Source organism: Chryseobacterium lathyri (assembly GCF_030812195.1).
GTDB classification, from domain to species: Bacteria; Bacteroidota; Bacteroidia; order Flavobacteriales; family Weeksellaceae; genus Chryseobacterium; species Chryseobacterium lathyri_A.
The window spans coordinates 134,787-151,566 of the sequence record NZ_JAUSSF010000003.1 but is presented as its reverse complement, the minus strand read 5'-3'; the positions used below and the strand labels follow the sequence as shown (position 1 = coordinate 151,566).

Annotated in this window: 20 protein-coding genes and 1 riboswitch; of the genes, 10 read left to right on the top strand and 10 right to left on the bottom strand. The window is 36.8% G+C overall.

Annotated features, from left to right (window positions below; all coding sequences use genetic code 11):
* Positions 1-64: 64 nt before the first annotated feature.
* The 5 genes from J2T03_RS15895 to J2T03_RS15875 form a co-directional block, all read right to left on the bottom strand.
* Positions 65-1,030, bottom strand: coding sequence for a chorismate-binding protein (locus J2T03_RS15895; RefSeq protein WP_307212528.1), 966 nt, complete (start codon positions 1,028-1,030; stop codon positions 65-67).
* A gap of 195 nt (positions 1,031-1,225) precedes the next feature.
* A complete protein-coding gene (locus J2T03_RS15890; protein ID WP_307212524.1) occupies positions 1,226-1,657 on the bottom strand; it encodes a PaaI family thioesterase in 432 nt (143 codons plus the stop codon).
* A gap of 77 nt (positions 1,658-1,734) precedes the next feature.
* On the bottom strand, positions 1,735-2,337 hold the full coding sequence (locus tag J2T03_RS15885; RefSeq protein ID WP_306843740.1) for a 1-acyl-sn-glycerol-3-phosphate acyltransferase: 603 nt from the start codon (positions 2,335-2,337) through the stop codon (positions 1,735-1,737).
* 310 nt (positions 2,338-2,647) lie between these two features.
* Positions 2,648-4,363 carry a PspC domain-containing protein gene (locus J2T03_RS15880; RefSeq protein WP_307212521.1) on the bottom strand — a complete coding sequence of 572 codons (1,716 nt, stop codon included), beginning with the start codon at positions 4,361-4,363 and terminating at the stop codon, positions 2,648-2,650.
* An 11-nt stretch (positions 4,364-4,374) separates the two neighbouring features.
* A complete protein-coding gene (locus J2T03_RS15875) occupies positions 4,375-4,704 on the bottom strand; it encodes a PadR family transcriptional regulator (RefSeq protein WP_034728860.1) in 330 nt (109 codons plus the stop codon).
* A 286-nt stretch (positions 4,705-4,990) separates the two neighbouring features.
* On the opposite strand from J2T03_RS15875, the gene J2T03_RS15870 reads away from it, so the two are divergent.
* A complete protein-coding gene (locus J2T03_RS15870) occupies positions 4,991-5,674 on the top strand; it encodes an FG-GAP repeat protein (RefSeq protein ID WP_307212518.1) in 684 nt (227 codons plus the stop codon).
* 18 nt (positions 5,675-5,692) lie between these two features.
* Positions 5,693-6,283, top strand: a complete 591-nt coding sequence (locus J2T03_RS15865; RefSeq protein ID WP_307212515.1) for an HD domain-containing protein — start codon at positions 5,693-5,695, stop codon at positions 6,281-6,283.
* A gap of 153 nt (positions 6,284-6,436) precedes the next feature.
* On the opposite strand, the gene J2T03_RS15860 is transcribed toward J2T03_RS15865, so the two are convergent.
* The 3 genes from J2T03_RS15860 to J2T03_RS15850 form a co-directional block, all read right to left on the bottom strand.
* On the bottom strand, positions 6,437-6,820 hold the full coding sequence (locus J2T03_RS15860; RefSeq protein ID WP_307212513.1) for an acyl-CoA thioesterase: 384 nt from the start codon (positions 6,818-6,820) through the stop codon (positions 6,437-6,439).
* A gap of 115 nt (positions 6,821-6,935) precedes the next feature.
* A riboswitch (cobalamin riboswitch) is annotated at positions 6,936-7,114 on the bottom strand.
* Positions 7,115-7,166: 52 nt separating this feature from the next.
* Entirely contained in the window at positions 7,167-7,964 is a 798-nt protein-coding gene (locus J2T03_RS15855; RefSeq protein WP_307212508.1) for a hypothetical protein, read from the bottom strand.
* A gap of 248 nt (positions 7,965-8,212) precedes the next feature.
* Complete coding sequence (locus J2T03_RS15850) at positions 8,213-10,360, bottom strand: endonuclease MutS2 (RefSeq protein ID WP_307212503.1); 2,148 nt, start codon at positions 10,358-10,360, stop codon at positions 8,213-8,215.
* A 107-nt stretch (positions 10,361-10,467) separates the two neighbouring features.
* Between J2T03_RS15850 and J2T03_RS15845 the strand changes: the two genes are divergently transcribed.
* Entirely contained in the window at positions 10,468-10,977 is a 510-nt protein-coding gene (locus J2T03_RS15845; RefSeq protein ID WP_307212500.1) for a GNAT family N-acetyltransferase, read from the top strand.
* 43 nt (positions 10,978-11,020) lie between these two features.
* Positions 11,021-11,662: a uracil-DNA glycosylase gene (locus J2T03_RS15840; RefSeq protein WP_307212498.1), complete on the top strand. Its 642-nt coding sequence runs from the start codon at positions 11,021-11,023 to the stop codon at positions 11,660-11,662.
* Here the strand turns inward: J2T03_RS15840 and J2T03_RS15835 are convergent.
* Positions 11,649-12,158, bottom strand: coding sequence for a hypothetical protein (locus J2T03_RS15835; protein WP_307212497.1), 510 nt, complete (start codon positions 12,156-12,158; stop codon positions 11,649-11,651). The two genes, J2T03_RS15840 and J2T03_RS15835, sit on opposite strands and share 14 nt — an antisense overlap.
* Positions 12,159-12,170: 12 nt before the next feature.
* Positions 12,171-12,662: a DUF456 domain-containing protein gene (locus tag J2T03_RS15830; protein WP_306843758.1), complete on the bottom strand. Its 492-nt coding sequence runs from the start codon at positions 12,660-12,662 to the stop codon at positions 12,171-12,173.
* Positions 12,663-12,783: 121 nt separating this feature from the next.
* On the opposite strand from J2T03_RS15830, the gene J2T03_RS15825 reads away from it, so the two are divergent.
* The 6 genes from J2T03_RS15825 to J2T03_RS15800 all read left to right on the top strand — a co-directional run bounded on the left by J2T03_RS15825 (position 12,784) and on the right by J2T03_RS15800 (position 16,708).
* Positions 12,784-14,052, top strand: a complete 1,269-nt coding sequence (locus J2T03_RS15825; RefSeq protein ID WP_307212495.1) for a mechanosensitive ion channel family protein — start codon at positions 12,784-12,786, stop codon at positions 14,050-14,052.
* Between the two features lie 131 nt (positions 14,053-14,183).
* Complete coding sequence (locus J2T03_RS15820; protein WP_307212493.1) at positions 14,184-14,903, top strand: pyridoxine 5'-phosphate synthase; 720 nt, start codon at positions 14,184-14,186, stop codon at positions 14,901-14,903.
* 109 nt (positions 14,904-15,012) lie between these two features.
* The gene (locus J2T03_RS15815; RefSeq protein WP_307212490.1) at positions 15,013-15,792 is read left to right on the top strand and encodes an alpha/beta fold hydrolase; all 780 of its coding nucleotides are present in this window, start codon (positions 15,013-15,015) and stop codon (positions 15,790-15,792) included.
* Between the two features lie 114 nt (positions 15,793-15,906).
* Positions 15,907-16,152, top strand: a complete 246-nt coding sequence (locus J2T03_RS15810; RefSeq protein ID WP_306843764.1) for a microviridin/marinostatin family tricyclic proteinase inhibitor — start codon at positions 15,907-15,909, stop codon at positions 16,150-16,152.
* 36 nt (positions 16,153-16,188) lie between these two features.
* A complete protein-coding gene (locus J2T03_RS15805) occupies positions 16,189-16,425 on the top strand; it encodes a microviridin/marinostatin family tricyclic proteinase inhibitor (protein ID WP_307212489.1) in 237 nt (78 codons plus the stop codon).
* A gap of 55 nt (positions 16,426-16,480) precedes the next feature.
* Positions 16,481-16,708, top strand: a complete 228-nt coding sequence (locus J2T03_RS15800) for a microviridin/marinostatin family tricyclic proteinase inhibitor (RefSeq protein WP_307212487.1) — start codon at positions 16,481-16,483, stop codon at positions 16,706-16,708.
* Positions 16,709-16,780 lie beyond the last annotated feature (72 nt).

Here is a 16,780-nt window from a genome sequence, read left to right as displayed (position 1 = left end):
CGTGGGAAGGAGGTTTTTTTGTTTTTGAGAGAGATGGCTGAGACTCTCGATGCCACAATTTTTGCTAAGAAACCACTAGATTCTTTAAAATTGCCTCCGATTTTAGCTCTGTTTCTCTCCATTCTTTTTCAGGGCTGCTCAGGGCAGTAATGCCGCCGCCTACAAATACATGTACAGAATCTTTGTAGAGCCTTGCACATCGCAGGTTGACAAAATACATGATATCTTCATCTGTTTCCACTTTACTGAAACCGGAATACAGTTCACGCGGAAATTTTTCAAGTTCCTGAATACTTTTTTTACAGAAATCCTTTGGAATACCACAGACTGCGGGAGTAGGATGGAGATCATTGATAAGGCTGTCCAGATCTTCAGGCTTGACATGAGCTTTAAAATCTGTCCGGAGGTGCTTGATATTTCCTGATATATGATCGTAGGTATTTGATACTTGTATGTTTCCGGAATAGTTATTAAGCGTATCCTGAATATAAGAGGTGACAGGTTTTTGCTCTTCAATTTCTTTTTCTGTCCACGCCTCAGCTACAGGAAGAGTTCCTGCGAGGCTCATGGTTTCAAACTCATGGGTTGTTTTGTTGAATTTCCCCAGAGTCTCTGAAAAAGCTCCCATCCAGGCATTCTGTCCGTCATTGAAAATATATCTGAATGCATTAGGATAAGATGTGCATAGTTTTTTAAAACTTTCTTTGAAATCTATCCGGTTGAAATCTTTGAAAATCTTCCTTCTTGAATATACCAGTTTGGGAAGCTGATGGTCTTTAATGACATTAATAACCTGATGAAGGCTGTTGATATACTCTTCTTTTGTTTCCGCATTGAAAAAGCTTTCATCTTTCAAAAGAGTTTCACTGGTAATGCTGTCCTGTTCCAATTGTTCTGAAGCTTCGGTAATACTGCCTTGAAAACTGATCTGCCTCAACAGGTCAAAAGAATGAAAACTTACGGACTCCCCGTTTGTTTTTGGATCAGTTGAATATAATGTTTCGTCGAAAGGAAGTTTGAAATAAATCATGAGCTGTAGATAGGTTTTGAAAATCACCCGGAAAAAAAGTAGGAAATTCCCAAGTTGATTTTCCTTTTAGCAAAGGTATTATTAGTCTTAAAACTGTCAAAATTAAAAGAACTGTTTTTAACGAAATATTTTGCATAAGAGCATTAAAAAAGACCCAAATTTTTTGAATCTTTTATTTTTTATTGATATTCCGAATTATCTCAGGAGAATATTGTTCGTCATCGTAGTATGGTTGATCAGTACCCCTTTTTCATCCCTGATCTCAATTTCAGAAACATGCATGGTTTTTCCTTTTCTAATGAAACGTGCTGTAGCTGTTACAATCCCGTCTTTTTTACTTTTCAGGTGGTTGGAATTGATATTGGTTCCTACCCCGTAATATTTGCTGCCGTCGATAAACATATTGGACAGGCTTGATCCTAAAGTTTCAGCGAGTACGCAGCTTGCTCCTCCGTGCAGGATTCCGAAAGGCTGGTGTACCTTTGGCTGTACCGGCATGGTAGCTATTAAAATTTCATTTTCAACGTCAATATCGATGAACTGTATTTCAAGCGTTTTTGCTAATGTTATATTTTCTCCCCAGTTGTTTAAGAACGTAAGGAGCTCTTCTTTGGTCTGACCTTTCATTTTATAAGTGATAAATAATGAATGATAAATGATTATCTAATGAGTAAGTAAATTTTCTAACTTCTAACTTCTAACTTCTAACTTCTAACTTCATCTTCGTTGCCGGTTCCCATAATATTCGGGTTCCAGTTCGCTGGGATTTTAGGAACAATATCATTTTTTATATAATAATCCTGAATTTCCTCCATGATTTCTGAAAAAGGAACTGAAGCGATCCTTTCATAAGGTATGGTATACCCTAAATAAACAATATTTCTTTTAAAATCACCTGCAGCAAGAACAATAGGGACTTTTGCGGCCAATGCCATATGATAAAATCCTTTTCTCCACTTCGGAACCCAGCTTCTGGTCCCTTCAGGAGTGATCACAAGGCTGAAATCTTCTTTTTCAAACTGTTTGGCAACAAAATTAACCAAGTCGTTTTTCTGGCTTCTGTCGATACCAATACCACCAAGTGCTTTTACAACACTTCCGTACCATGCTTTTGTATGGGCATCTTTGATGATGATTTTCAAAGGTTTTTCTAAAGACCAATAGGCAAGATTTCCTAACAGATATTCCATGTTGTGTGTATGAGGTGCAACGACAAGGATGCATCTGTTCAGACTTTTCGCATCGCCCTGCAGGACAACTTTCCAGCCCAATATCTTTAACATTAATTTACCTATCAGTTTTTTCATATATCTTTAGATTAAAAACAAAAAAGTATAACCAAACAGGTTATACTTTACAAATATATTGAAATATTATCGCTCTTAAAACAAACCGCTGATTAAATCTACGATTTTCATTACAATTTCTAGTGCAACTTGTACCATGGTTAAGGTGTTTTTTAATGATTTGGTTAATTATTTTTTAACTACACGAATGTATAACATTTTTTTTATATAGCGAACTAAATAATAATATTTTTCTAATTTCTGAGAGAAGAAGAGTGTGAATTTCAAACGGTTGCCTTCCATTCACACCTTCTGCACTCTCTGAAGTTAATTATTTAGTTTGTATGGAAATTTCGTCTTTTCCGTCTTTAATTTTGATATCTACATTTTTGTTAGCCTTTTTAAGTGTAGACTTCATGGAATCAATTACTTGATCGGCTTGGGAATTCGGAACTTTTTTCCCATTGATGATGATGCTGTCTTTGTCATCAGAGTTATATTCTATGGTAGAGCCGTTTACAGAAATTTTGTTCTTTTCGATTCTGATTTTTCCGTCTTCATCTTTTTCCTGATCACTGTCGTTGATTCCGTCTCCGTTCAGATCTCCGTTAAAATTGATTCCGTCTTTTTTTACTGGAAGGACAATCATATTTTGAGGAACTACCAGTTCGTAATCAATACTGTAATCTCTGAATCTGTGTTCATAAGGATATTTAATATAATTTGGAAGAATCACTTTGTTGTTAACAATTTCTACCGGAACGTTTACGTTAAGAGGAAGATTGTATCCTTTAGCTTCCTTCTTAATAATCAGGTAAGGTGTTTTAATATCCGATTTTCTCGTAACGTCTACATGTATCCAGTCTTTTTCAAACACAGATACTTTGTCAGAATAAAGATCATCATCGTACCCTGTAAAGTTTTGTGGAATTGATATCTGTTTCATATCGACATATAAGCTATCAGAAGTTGTATTGATGGAAATCTCTTCCGTATCTTCCTTGTGTCCTTTCAGGAACATTTCTTTTTTCGCCATGTTGATTCCGAAATAAGTGGATACTGCGATCAGTCCAAGGAATAGTGCTCCCAAAACCCATCCTGTATTTCTTAATTTCGTTTTTGGTGAAATTAATTTGATACTTAACAGGGCAAATATCATTGCAGGAATTAAACTTCCGATAATGATCATAGCCATCAGTACATATTTCATGTTTCCGTCATCAAACAAATAATTCATATGATTTATAGGAGGAAAATCGTTATTTCCCATAAATGCAAATACCACAAATGAACTAATAAGCATTAAAAATGCTAAAACTCCAAAAATCGCTCCTAATATATATCTTATTACATTCCAGATTCCGCTCCCTGCATTATTGATATAAGGTTTGTTTTCGATGTAAATTTCTCCAACTCTCTGAGTAGATTCATTGGCAAACTGAACCAATTTATTAGACTCATTCTTAAGATTGTCGAAGTTCATAGGCTTTCCCTTCATTTTCAGGAAATCTGCAGCTGTTTCTGCTTTTGGAAGTACGATCCAGAGAATTACATAAAGAAGTCCAATCAGTGAAGAAGAAATAGCTGCTGTGAAGATCCCCAGTACAAAGATTCCCAGCCAGATAGCTCTCATCGCGGTAATGTCCATTCCTACATAATGAGCAAGTCCTGCACATACTCCTGCGATCTTTTGTCTTTCAGGATCACGGAATAATTGCTTTTTATCTGTATATTCAGTACCTGAAGTATGGGTTTTTTTAGAGTTTTTCTCAGAAAAATAAGCTTCTTCCTGCTCTTCGATCTTTTCAGGAGAACCAATCTGAGCAATTACTCTTTCTACATCAGAATCATTTACAACTTCACGTTTTCCTAAAGAATCTCTGAAGATTTCTACCATTCTTATTTCTATATCATGCATTACCTCCTCCTCCTCTGAAGCATCCAATGAGCTTCTCAGTGCATTCAGGTAATCGCTTAGCTTTATATATGCGTGTTCTTCTATAGTGAAAGAAAAACCTGCGAGTCCTATTGAGAGTGTCTTGTTCATAGCTTTGTTTTTTAAATTTTTTGAGTAATTTGGTTTACTGACGCTGTCAGTTCTGCCCAGGTATTTTGAAGTTCGTCCAAGAAAAGCTTTCCTTTTTCTGTAATCTGGTAGTATTTTCTTGGTGGTCCTCCTGTAGATTCTTCCCATCTGTAGGAAAGGAACTCGCCATTTTTCAGTCTTGTAAGGAGAGGATAGAGGGTTCCTTCCACTACATCCAGTTTTCCTTTTTTAAGTTCATCGATAAGGTCGGAAACATACATTTCACGATGGTTGATGAGACTTAAAATACAGAATTCCAGAATTCCTTTGCGCATTTGCGCTTTGGTATTTTCAGTATTCATCTTTAATAAGTTTTGTTAATTAGTTATAGTTTCAGAATAATGTTCCTAGCTAGATAAACCTTATTCCGATTTTATATTACAAAGATATGTAATTAAAATGGTAATATGCAATACAAAGTAGTAAATTTTTTAAATAAATAGTTTAATTAATTGATTTTCAATGTGATAAATTTTAATTGAAAATTTGAGTAAACGAGAATCAATTGAAAATCAATCAAAAAAATGGCAAATTTTGACTGATGATTCGTATTTTTGTTATGGATTTTTAAAATTAATGTTACTCCAAATGACCAATACATTTCTATTTTGCCGATCTTTATATGCATTGCTGCTGCTCGGCCCTTTGTGCTTCGGACAATATCGCTTTGCCATTGAAGATGCATCCAAGAAATATAATGCAGAGATTACAGTTGAAGAATGCCAAGCTGATGCCTGTAGAAATAAAGCTGATATCATACTATTCAGTAAAAGCGGAGGTAAGCTACAGACTCTTGCTTCTGGAGATTTTGTCATGTATTTTGATAAAGAGGTAAAAGCATCAAATACCAATATAATAACACTAACTCACGGAATGGTCCACGATGATCCTGTGGTTTTTGGAGATTTCAACTTTGACGGTACGGAAGATGTAGCGATAAGAAACGGGAGTGGCGGAAACTATGGCAGTGCTTCCTTTGATGTGTATGTTTTTAATTCCACGAAGAAACAATTTGTCCTGAGTAAAGAACTTACTGAGATTGCCAGTTCCTACCAGGGAATGTTTGAGGTGGATCCCAAGCGAAAACGATTAACCACTTATGCCAGATCCGGGGCTTCTTTACATTACACCTACAAATATCAGGTGATTCCCAATAAAGGTTTAGATCTGGTTTATGAAAAAATTGGAGATTTGAGTGAAGAACCGCCAAAAGTAACCATAAGAGAAAAGATCAACAACAAATGGGTAATTAAAAAATCATCCCAATATTAATATAAGAGTATAATAAAAATGAAGATACAGAAGGAAATCGATTTTATCCTGGCAGTTGATGCCCTGAAAAACGTACAAAGAAGAAACTATAATGCCGATGATTCCAGAAGGGAAAATACTGCCGAACACTCATGGCAGATCATTATTTTGGCGCAAATCCTTTATCCATACGCTAAAAACTGTGCGGATATTGATCTTTTAAGGGTAATAAGAATGCTTTCCATTCATGATTTAGTTGAGATAGAGGCAGGAGACACTTTCCTTTTTGATGAAAAGGCAATGATAGGAAAATTCGAAAGGGAAAAGGTTTCAGCGCAGAAAATTTTTGGAATCCTGGATGAGCCTTTGCGCACAGAATTTCTTGAGCTATGGCTTGAATTTGAAGAAGAAAAGACACCGGATGCTATTTTTGCCTGCTCCATTGACCGTATCATGCCATTTATCTTGAATTCTCACACTTCAGGAAAAAGCTGGACGGAAGCCGGCGTTACTGAAAAGCAGATCAGAAACATGCTGGAAAATGCTATTAGGAGGGCATCAGATGAGATGGGAGAGGCTTTTGAAACATTACTGATCAGAAGTCTGGATACTGACAAGGTGGTTCGGTAGATTATCACAAAGAGAGACTAAGATTTTTAAATTGCTGTTTTTTTAAGATAAACAAGGGCGTTTCACTTATCAGACCTAATAGAATTTTTAATACAATTATTTTATATATTATAAATAGTTTCGGGCGGCCAAAGGCCGCCCGAAACTATTTATTTACATTATTCTGATCGGCTTTTTAAACTCATTAATCGCCACAAAGGTAAAATCTCCCACAATAGCTCTTTCCCTTTCATAAGAGTACATCTGCTCTGTATAGATTTCTACATTCACTTTCATGCTTGTTTTTCCGACATAGGAAACCTTTCCGATCAGTTCCACAATAGTTCCTGCGGGAATAGGTTTTTTGAAATCAATCTTATCGCTGCTTACGGTTACCACTCTTTTTCTTGCAAAACGGGTTGCCGTGATAAAAGCTACTTCATCCATCAGCTGCATGGCAGTACCTCCGAAAAGAGTGTCATAATGATTGGTAGTGTTGGGGAAAACCGCTTTGAAAATTCTGGTTTCGGATGCTGCAATTCTTTCTTCTGTAGTCATATTTCATTATTAATTAATGCGAAATGAAATAGATCAAAATAACAGAACAGTGACAGGAATCACAGAAATTCCTGAAGCAGTCCATCAGATCAATAAACTTCAAATCGCGAAAGTTTCTTGTTTAAAGAAATAGGCAGGTCTCCTGACTTGTAACATCTTTTATCTCCTTCCCGTGCCCTGCACAGTGGATCCTTGATAAAGACTTCGGTTACTTACAGTTGCGCGACAGTCCGTGATTTTCACACGGTTCCCTTTTAATCTGCGTTAAGCAGAACCAGTTTCTGTGATGAATTAGCGTTAAACTTTTTCAGTGCAAAAATAAGAATATTACTGTGAAAAGCAGCAATTATTCCGGATTATTGTAAATAATCTGGCTCATCACCCGTCCTTCCTTGATGGTCCAAAGTGTGACATATCTGTTTTCTCCCGAGCCGTTAATCATATAAAGATAGATATGATCTTTGTCAAGAGCTGTTACTCCGACATTGTTGAAATCCATAGTAGGCTGGAACATATTTTTAATAGCTTCCCTTACAAATACAGAACCTCTTCCCGGCTGCTGTACTCTGATAGATTTAATTTCTGTCATCCCTTCCGGAAGTCCGTCCTTAATGCCCCATGGCTTTACTTTATCTATCGTAAGGATCTTTCCGTCGGCATCTTTTTCCTGCTTTCTGTAGCCGGCATTCGACGGATAAACATCAATAACCACCTTGGTTCTTTGTGAAGTCGGTATTTTCTGATTGCTGTTATCTGTGAAAATAAGTGATTTCCCATTCTTGGATTTGGAAGGAGTAAACTGAGGAAGCTGATCTATAAAAGCAATACGTTCCTTATTGACCATTCCTTCCTTCTCAAGATTCTCATATCTCACAAAAGGTTTTTCCTCATCCTGCTTTTCAGGATATTTTATCCATACCCATTCCGTTTCTCCCGGAGCAGGTTTTACATAAACAAATACATCACCTTTACGCATCCGGATCTTGTCTACGATTTTTCTGTAGTCATCCTTGTGGACACGCACATTGGCATAGCCTTCTTCAGCTTTTACAACACCAAAAGGAACTTTATTCTGTCCCTTGACAAATGCCAGAGAAAAAAGGCTGAAAGCGGAAAGGTACAATGCTTTGTTTATGGAAATCATTTTTTTGAAATTTTTGATCCTTCAAATATATAAATTAAATGTTTTTTTGATCAGTAAAATATAACTGTATTTTGATTGAAATAATCAATATTTCCATAAAAAGGTAAAAACTCTTCCTATCAAAGTTATTTATTATTCAAAAAAGTAAAGAAATCTCAGGTTATTTAGAAATTCAAAAATAGCACTGAGAAACTCAGCGCTATCATATCTTAATATTTATATTTGACAATGGTCAAAATGTTGTTTCATTAAATTCTCTCAAGTTCATCCGCATTAATCGTCGTCTTAAAAGTTCCATAGTTCACGATCACTTTATTCTTGGAAATTTTCTCAATAGTTCCTACACTGGTACTTCCCGGAATACGGACACGCTGGCCTTCTTTCATCCAGACGGCTCGGTCGGTTTTGCGTTTTTCTTCCAGCTTTTCATTGGTTTCAGCAATCTTTTCGATTACATCTTCCTTCTTAAGCTGTTGCGTGATCTTTCTTTTAACAACCTGAAGACGCTTCGATTCATCTTTATCAGCGCCTATTTTTCTGAATTTTTCCTGTTCCAGCAGTTTCACAAAATCCTTTACAACGTCTTTTCTTGATTTACCTTTTACGTAGCTGTCGATAAACGTTTCAATCTTATTTCCAAACTGAAGCTTTCGATGTTCCTCTTCATATAATTTTTGAAAGTTGAAAAGCTTTTGCTGCAGCTGCTCGTTCAGCTTCTGGAGGTTATCGCGCTTGTCTTCCACAGATTCTTTCCTCTCGGCAAGATCGGTTTTCAGTTTCTCAACTTCAAATTTTTCCTGCTGAAGCTTTACGATCGTTTTATCAAGATTGACAATGTCATGTTCTACCTTCTTTTTAGCAGCATGAATAATAAATCTTGGAATTCTGTTTTTCTCTGCTACTTCAAAAGTAAATGAGCTTCCTGCCTGTCCTACTTCCAGCTTATACATCGGTTCCAGTGTTTCTTCATCGAAAAGCATTGCCGCATTTTCAGCATTCGGAAGCTGTTCTATCACCAGTTTGATATTTGTATAATGCGTGGTAATGATGGCAAAACTCTTTTTATCATAGAAATATTCCATGAAACTCTCTGCAAGGGCACCACCAAGTTCAGGATCTGATCCGGTTCCAAATTCATCAATAAGTAAAAGTGTATTGGCATCAGCCTCACGGATGATCCCCGACATTTTTTTAAGCCTTGACGAATAGGTAGACAGGTGATTTTCGATCGACTGGTTGTCCCCGATATCCGTCATGATCTTTTCAAAGAAGAACATTTCGGACCTAGGATGTACCGGAACTAAAATTCCGCTCTGGATCATCAGCTGTAGCAACCCAACGGTTTTCAGTGTGATGGATTTTCCTCCTGCATTCGGTCCGGAGATACAGATAATTCTGTTGTGATCCGTTAATGACAGGCTTTGAGGGTGAATCGTTTTGTTTTCAGCTTTATTTCTCAGCCATAACAACGGATGGTACGCGTCTTTAAGCTTTAATGTTCTGTGACGGTTGATCTTCGGGAGGATTGCGTTGACAACCTCAGCAAATTTAGCTTTCGCTCTTGTAAGGTCCAGGTCAAAAATATAGACCTGGTATTTCCAAAGCTGGGGCTGGAATTCTGCCAGTTCTGCAGTCAGTTTTCTAAGGATCTTATCTATCTCTTTCTTCTCTTCCTCTTCACTTTCGCGCAGTTTGAAGTAATGCTTTACAACGCTGTCCGGCTGGATATAAGTAATAGAACCTGTTTTTGAAATTCCTAAAACTCTTCCTGCCACCCTTTTCTTGAACCCGGATTTTACAGCTAAAACCCTTTGATCTTCAATAATAGTTTCGCGGATATCATCCAGAAAGTCGCTTTGTCCGTAATTGAACAGTGCACGGTTGAAATTCTCCTGAATTGCCTTTTTAGCATGTTGAATTTCAGCTCTAAGTTCTTTTAACACAGGAGATGCATCACTTTTTACTTCCCCAAAACGGTTAAAGACCTTATCAATCTTATCAATGATTTCCTTTTTAAATTCCAGCACAGAAACATCACCTATTAGACTAGGGAAGGTCTCGGGCATGGTCGGGAAAAATTTCTGAAGTTTTCCTATCTGTTCGGTTAAGGTTTTTATTTTAATGAAAGCACTGTTTTCCAGACGGTAATTCTCGATCAGCATTAATTTCAGCTCACTTTCGATATCTTCGTATTCATCGAACGGAATTGCATTTGAACTTTCAAAACTCGAAAGATACTCCGACGTTTTTTTCAGTGAAAGTTCCGCCTCGTCAATTTCCATGGGACGAAGTTGAAGAATTTTTTCTCTCGTTTTCGGAGAATACGCAAATGGAGAGATTTCCGCGAGCAATTGCGGAAACTCTAATTCGTTTAAATCTTCTTTATTTATATACACACTGCAAATTTAGTGAGAAAATGTGAATGTCTTACCGGGCAATTTGAAAATGAGCTAATTTGAGAATTTGAAAGTGTTGTTTTCCTAGTTTTTATTAAATTTGAAATATGAAACTGGAAACCGAAAGATTACTATTAAAAGAAATCAGCGAAAGCCATACTGAAGATATTTTGCGGATTCGAAGTAACGAGGTAATTAATCAATTTGTGCAGAGAAATTCACCAAAAAACAATTACGATGCGCTTCAATTTATTTTAACCATCAAAGAAAGAACTCAAAATAATCAGACTGTTTATTTGGGAATCACTTGTAAAAATCAGTCGAATCTTATCGGAACCATCTGTCTCTGGAATTTTTCAGAAGACAGAAAAACGGCTGAAGTCGGCTATGAATTATTACCTGACTATCATAGAAAAGGAATTATGTCTGAAGCCTTAAAAGCTGTTTTAGATTACGGATTTAATGAATTACATTTACAGGAAATTTTAGCTTTTACCAGTAAGCTCAACGAAAACTCAAAAAGTCTTCTTTTAAAACATAATTTTGTTTTGGAAGAGGGAAGAACAGATGACGGTTTTCCTGACAATATTGTTTTCCGTTTAAAAAAGAATATTTAGCTTTAAATTAATTATCAAATTAACATATTTTCAAATTCAAGCCATGACCTGGACAGAAGTTTTAGCCCCGATAAAAAACACAGAGTATTTTACCAGCCTTTGGGGAAAAGTAAAGGAGGAATATGCAAAGACCAAAGTATTTCCTCCTAAAAACCAAATATTCAGAGCACTGGAAATTACACCTTTTGAAGAGGTAAAAGTGGTGATCATCGGGCAGGATCCTTATCATAATGATTATCAGGCTAATGGTTTGTGTTTTTCCGTTTCGGAGCAGGTAGCGGCACCGCCGTCCCTTAAAAATATCTTCACGGAACTGAAGGATGACCTGGGAGTTATAAGAACATCAAAGGAACTCGATGACTGGGGAAAACAGGGCGTTTTATTATTGAACGCCACTTTAACGGTTCGTGCTCATTCACCGAACTCTCACAAAGATTTAGGCTGGGAAAAATTTACAGACTTTATCATCAAGGAAATTTCAGATAAAAAAGAAAATGTAGTTTTTGTTCTATGGGGAGCTTTTGCACAGAAAAAAGCCGAACTCATTGATCCGGCTAAGCATTTTATTCTAAAATCGGCGCATCCGTCACCGTTTTCTGTACATAGAGGTTTTTACGGAAGCAAACCCTTCTCAAAGATCAATGAATATCTGGTTTCAAAAGGGAAGAAGCCTATTTCGTGGTAGGATTTAATGACCCGTCAGATTTTGTAATTTTGATTCCGATTCTGTATTTTCCATCCAGATCTTTTCCTCCGGGTTCCGCTTTCCGAGAAGGAGTTAATTCTTCCAGTGAAATGATATATCCGTTGAATTCTGCAGATTTGTGATAATCTCGTCCTCCATGGTCAGAAGTGGCAAGATTTAAGATGGTAGGCCGGGTGTAGGTTCCCATTACTTCTACCTGTGCTACGGCAACTCCTGCCCAAACACATACAACTCCTTCAGGACAGCGGCTGTCTTGAGAAATACCTTTGAAGGTCACATTCATTTCATATTCTTTAAGGAATTTATTTTCTCCCTGATTAAAATAAATGACGCCTCCTTTTTGTGCTGAATTTTTGGTTTCATTCATAGGAGAGGAGGTTCCGGCAGTTGATTCCGGAGTTTTTGTTTTCTTTTGGGCATTGCATCCTGCTAAAGTGAGCAGTCCCAGGCTGAGTATGATGGCTTTATGGAACATATTTTCTTTTTTTTAAATAATATCAAGCATATCTAGAACTACTACCAAAAACATTGCCACACCTACCACAAGACTAAAACCTGTTCCGTAAATGAAGCCGATAAAGGCGCCTTTAGTAGACTGTAACGCCTTATTCATATCCTTACTGTCATGAAGAAGCTCCCCGATAAATACCCCTGCAAACATTCCTATCAGAAATCCTAAGGGAATAGGAATGAAAATTCCTACAATGGTTCCGATGATGGATCCGATGCTTCCCCAGCGGGTTCCTCCATATTTCCTGTTGGTCTTTGCAGGAATTACATAGCTCAAAACTACAGAAATTGCTGTGAGGATCCCAAATGCCCAGATATAGATCATTGGCAGATCAGCATCCGTCCCGAATTTATAAATTAAAAGCCCGCAGATGCTTAGCACAAGTCCCGGAAGTACGGGCAGGAAAGTTCCCAGTATTCCGAGAACCAATAAAATAAGACAGAGAATATTAATTAGGGTTGTATCCATTCTTTTAAATTATCAATGCAAGATAGGAAAAAAGAAGATTTGCAGGAACCTTTTTCATATTTGGGATGAAAATTGATTGTCAATAGTAAGATCATCATTCTTAATTTATAAATTTGCCGTAATGAAAGACGAAATACAAGACACTAAGAATTTTTTACAGGAAATAAGTGACCAGCTTTATATCTATATCAGTCAGGTAACGCCTGGCGGAATGGATTGGATTGTTCATATAATTATCAAGCTGGCGCTTTTGTGTGCCGTATTTTTAGTGGTAGATTTTGTTTTTAAATTTGCGATCAACTTTATTTTCAGATTTTTCCGGAATGATGAAAAATATCCTGTTATCAGATCTATTTATCAGTCCAAGATTTCCAATTCTGTGGCTCATTTTGCGGCGCTTTTGGTGGTAGGAGGAATACATCCTTCTATATTTCCGGCAACGGCACTTCCTAAAACAAATATTTTTATAAACAGGTCTATCAATTTGGGGCTTGTACTTATCCTTGCCGGTATGCTTTACAGGTCATTAACAGGTTTCAGGAATTATTTTACCATAAAGCAGGATTTTTATAAAATCATGGCGCTGAATGCTATTTCAGAAACCGTAAAGATCTTAGGAATTTTCATATTTTCCGTATTGGGAGTATGCGTCATGTTTGGAATTAAAGGAACCACTATTGTCGGGAGTTTAGGAGCTATTACGGCTGTACTGGTACTGGTTTTCAGAGATACCATTTTAGGTTTTGTAACCGGGATACACGTTGCTACTTCCAAAAACCTTAAGGTAGGAGACTGGGTAAGCATTCCGAAGTACAGTATGGAGGGAAATATTATAGATATCAGTCTTCTGACAACGAAGATCATGAATTTTGATAAAACCGTTTCTACAATTCCGACATATGACCTTTTGACTACAGAGATCAGAAACCTTCAGGTGATGTCCGAATCCAATACAAGAAGAATTAAGAAGTCAATTTATTTTAACATCAATTCTTTTAAATTTTTGAATGAAGAAGATATTGAACGCTTAAAAGAAATCAACCTGATCTCAGATTATCTGAAAGAAAAAACACTGGAAATTGAAAAAGAAAAGCAGGATCTGGAACATAATGATAAAACGATCAATGGAAGACAGCTTACCAATATTGGAGTTTTCAGATATTATGCCCAAAAATATATAGAGAATGATCCGGATATAGATCAAAAAGGAGCTAAAATGGTCCGCCAGCTGGATATTACACCACAGGGACTTCCTCTTGAGGTATATTGTTTTGCAAATGATTCCAAATGGGAGCACTTTGAGCAGATCCAGGCTGATATTTTCGATCATCTTCTGGTGGCTTCTAAAGAATTTGATCTTCAGGTGATGCAGATAAGTGTAAAGGTATAAAATAGAGAAGTTAGAAGCTAGAGATTAGAAGTTAGTGGAATTCGACCGTTTACTTTTATCTGGCTTTAGAGATATAGAAGAAGTAACCTCTAATATCTAATTTCTTAAGAAAATAACATCTAAATAAAGAAATGACAAAACTAAGCGTAAACATTAATAAAATTGCGACATTAAGAAATGCCAGAGGAGGTGAAACACCAAGCGTAACAGAAGCTGCCATAAAAATCCAGGAATTTGGAGGACAGGGAATTACCATCCACCCGAGGCCTGATGAAAGACACATTACAAGAAAAGACGTATATGATCTTAAGCCGCTGGTTACGACTGAATTCAATATTGAAGGAAACCCGCACCGCTCTTTTATTGATATGGTTCTGGAAGTAAAACCCGAGCAGGTAACTCTGGTTCCTGATGCAGATGATGCCATTACATCCAACGCCGGGTGGGACACAAAAAAGCATTTAGGCTTTCTGACCGAAATTATTGCAGAGTTTAAAAATGCAGGAATCCGTACCTCTGTTTTTCTTGATCCTCTTCCTGAGCTGGTAGAACATGCTGCAAAAACAGGAGCTGACAGAATTGAGCTCTACACTGAAGCCTATGCAAAAAACTATCTTACCAATAAAGAACAGGCTATAAAACCTTATTATGATACAGCGGTTGCTGCTACAGAATTCGGTTTGGGAATCAATGCGGGTCACGATTTGAGCCTGGAAAATTTAAAATACTTTGCCGACCATATTCCTAATCTTCTTGAAGTTTCAATCGGACATGCTTTGGTTTCTGAAGCCCTTTATATGGGACTTGAAAATACAGTTCAGGCTTATCTGAAGAGACTGGCAAAATGGTAAAGAAGAAATTAGAAATTTGGGTTTAGAAGTTAGTGTTAAAGACGAACTTTAAATATTAACCCCAATCTCTAATTTCTAGCTTCTAACATCTAACCTCTAACTCTAAAAAATGGAAATCTTAAATTCAAAAATATTTGGCGAAAATCTTACGGTTACGCCGCTTCTTGTATTTCACGGACTTTTTGGAATGCTCGACAACTGGGGAAGTTTTGGAAAAGACTTAGGAGAATACCTTCCCGTACACCTGATCGATCTTAGAAATCACGGGAGAAGCTTTCATTCCGAAAGCATGTCGCATGATGATCTGGCAGATGATATTGCCCGTTATATGGATCATTACGGTATCCAGAAAGCCCATGTTTTGGGACATTCTCTGGGTGGAAAGGCAGTGATGCAGTTTGCTTTAAAGTATCCCGAAAGAGTAGAAAAGCTGATTGTAGTGGATATTTCACCAAAAGCTTATCCTCCACATCATCAGGGAATTATTAAAGCCCTTGAGACGGTAGATTTCAATACAGTTGCCTCGCGTGGCGATGTAGAAGCTGTATTAAGCCAATATATTCCTGAAAAGTCAACAATCCAGTTCTTGGCAAAAAATCTATACTGGGACGACAATAAAAAGCTGAACTGGAGATTCAATCTTAAGACTTTATCTGAAAAATATAACGAATTCGTTTCTAATGCTGTAAAATTTGGAGTTTTCGAAGGTGACTCTTTATTTATTGCAGGCGAAAAATCAAATTATATCCTTCCTCAGGATGAATATGGGATCAAACAGCAGTTTCCAAAAGCGAAAATTGTTACAGTAAAAAATGCCGGACATTGGGTTCAGGCCGAAAACCCAGTTGATTTTGCGAAAGTTGTTAAAGAATTTTTAAGTTTGGGTTGATTTAATTCTGTCTTTTTATTGGTTTAGTTAAAATTTTCTTAAAATAGATCGATATATCCCCATGTATTGAAATTTTTTGTACTTTAGTTTTCATAAAACTAAATATAATAACTTATGGAAAAGAAAAACTCAAAAAAACCATTCTTTGCTTCATTTTTAGAGAAACAAATCAATGATCCTGAAGCCATTCAGGGAGGTGGAATTACGACACCCACTACTGATATACTTACTGTGCCCACGAGAGACACTGTCACGACTTCACCTTTTCTTGATAATGCAACATCGCAGCTAAAAGATCAGTTGGTAACACTGAAGTATCCTTCCGACAGCGACGAGAGCGGAGATCTGGATGCACTATAATCAGCATTACAAAATAACATAATCTACTCAATTACCATGAAAGACGAGAATTCAAAAAAGAAGCCTTTTTTTGCTTCATTCCTGGAAAAGCAGATCAAAGATCCGGAAACCATCCAGGGAGGCGGAATTATTACAAACACTGATAATGATATCGCTACAGCACCTTCGGTTGATAATGTTACAGCGCAGATTTTTGATCATGTGACACTTCCAAGTAAGGATCTTTTGGTTACCATGAAGTATCCTTCTGACGGTGATGATGACGTTGTTTAAATTTCTCTATAGAATAAGAAATTACAAGCATATCTTAACCAAAAACTAAATTATTATGAAAGACAAAAATTCACAAAAGAAACCATTTTTTGCGTCATTTTTAGAAAAGCAGCTTAAAGATCCTGAAACAGTGAAAGGAGGTGGTGAGGTTACTATTCCTGAAAGAGATGTGATCACAAAACCATCAATTGATACAGTAACTTCCCCTCAAGATGATCTGATGCATACAATGAAGTATCCATCTGACGGAGATGACGATGCCCCAACAGTACCATTAGACTAATACTTTAAAGAAATAATCGTATTATACAATCTTTCAAAGGAAACTTACCACTAAGTTTCCTTTTTTAATAAA

Bases quoted from the DNA above. Each gene is read 5' to 3' on its own strand.
- J2T03_RS15895 (WP_307212528.1), bottom strand. From the start codon at position 1,030: ATGATTTATTTCAAACTTCCTTTCGACGAAACATTATATTCAACTGAT.
- J2T03_RS15890 (WP_307212524.1), bottom strand. From the start codon at position 1,657: ATGAAAGGTCAGACCAAAGAAGAGCTCCTTACGTTCTTAAACAACTGG.
- J2T03_RS15885 (WP_306843740.1), bottom strand. From the start codon at position 2,337: ATGAAAAAACTGATAGGTAAATTAATGTTAAAGATATTGGGCTGGAAA.
- J2T03_RS15880 (WP_307212521.1), bottom strand. From the start codon at position 4,363: ATGAACAAGACACTCTCAATAGGACTCGCAGGTTTTTCTTTCACTATA.
- J2T03_RS15875 (WP_034728860.1), bottom strand. From the start codon at position 4,704: ATGAATACTGAAAATACCAAAGCGCAAATGCGCAAAGGAATTCTGGAA.
- J2T03_RS15870 (WP_307212518.1), top strand. From the start codon at position 4,991: ATGACCAATACATTTCTATTTTGCCGATCTTTATATGCATTGCTGCTG.
- J2T03_RS15865 (WP_307212515.1), top strand. From the start codon at position 5,693: ATGAAGATACAGAAGGAAATCGATTTTATCCTGGCAGTTGATGCCCTG.
- J2T03_RS15860 (WP_307212513.1), bottom strand. From the start codon at position 6,820: ATGACTACAGAAGAAAGAATTGCAGCATCCGAAACCAGAATTTTCAAA.
- J2T03_RS15855 (WP_307212508.1), bottom strand. From the start codon at position 7,964: ATGATTTCCATAAACAAAGCATTGTACCTTTCCGCTTTCAGCCTTTTT.
- J2T03_RS15845 (WP_307212500.1), top strand. From the start codon at position 10,468: ATGAAACTGGAAACCGAAAGATTACTATTAAAAGAAATCAGCGAAAGC.
- J2T03_RS15840 (WP_307212498.1), top strand. From the start codon at position 11,021: ATGACCTGGACAGAAGTTTTAGCCCCGATAAAAAACACAGAGTATTTT.
- J2T03_RS15835 (WP_307212497.1), bottom strand. From the start codon at position 12,158: ATGTTCCATAAAGCCATCATACTCAGCCTGGGACTGCTCACTTTAGCA.
- J2T03_RS15830 (WP_306843758.1), bottom strand. From the start codon at position 12,662: ATGGATACAACCCTAATTAATATTCTCTGTCTTATTTTATTGGTTCTC.
- J2T03_RS15825 (WP_307212495.1), top strand. From the start codon at position 12,784: ATGAAAGACGAAATACAAGACACTAAGAATTTTTTACAGGAAATAAGT.
- J2T03_RS15820 (WP_307212493.1), top strand. From the start codon at position 14,184: ATGACAAAACTAAGCGTAAACATTAATAAAATTGCGACATTAAGAAAT.
- J2T03_RS15815 (WP_307212490.1), top strand. From the start codon at position 15,013: ATGGAAATCTTAAATTCAAAAATATTTGGCGAAAATCTTACGGTTACG.
- J2T03_RS15810 (WP_306843764.1), top strand. From the start codon at position 15,907: ATGGAAAAGAAAAACTCAAAAAAACCATTCTTTGCTTCATTTTTAGAG.
- J2T03_RS15805 (WP_307212489.1), top strand. From the start codon at position 16,189: ATGAAAGACGAGAATTCAAAAAAGAAGCCTTTTTTTGCTTCATTCCTG.
- J2T03_RS15800 (WP_307212487.1), top strand. From the start codon at position 16,481: ATGAAAGACAAAAATTCACAAAAGAAACCATTTTTTGCGTCATTTTTA.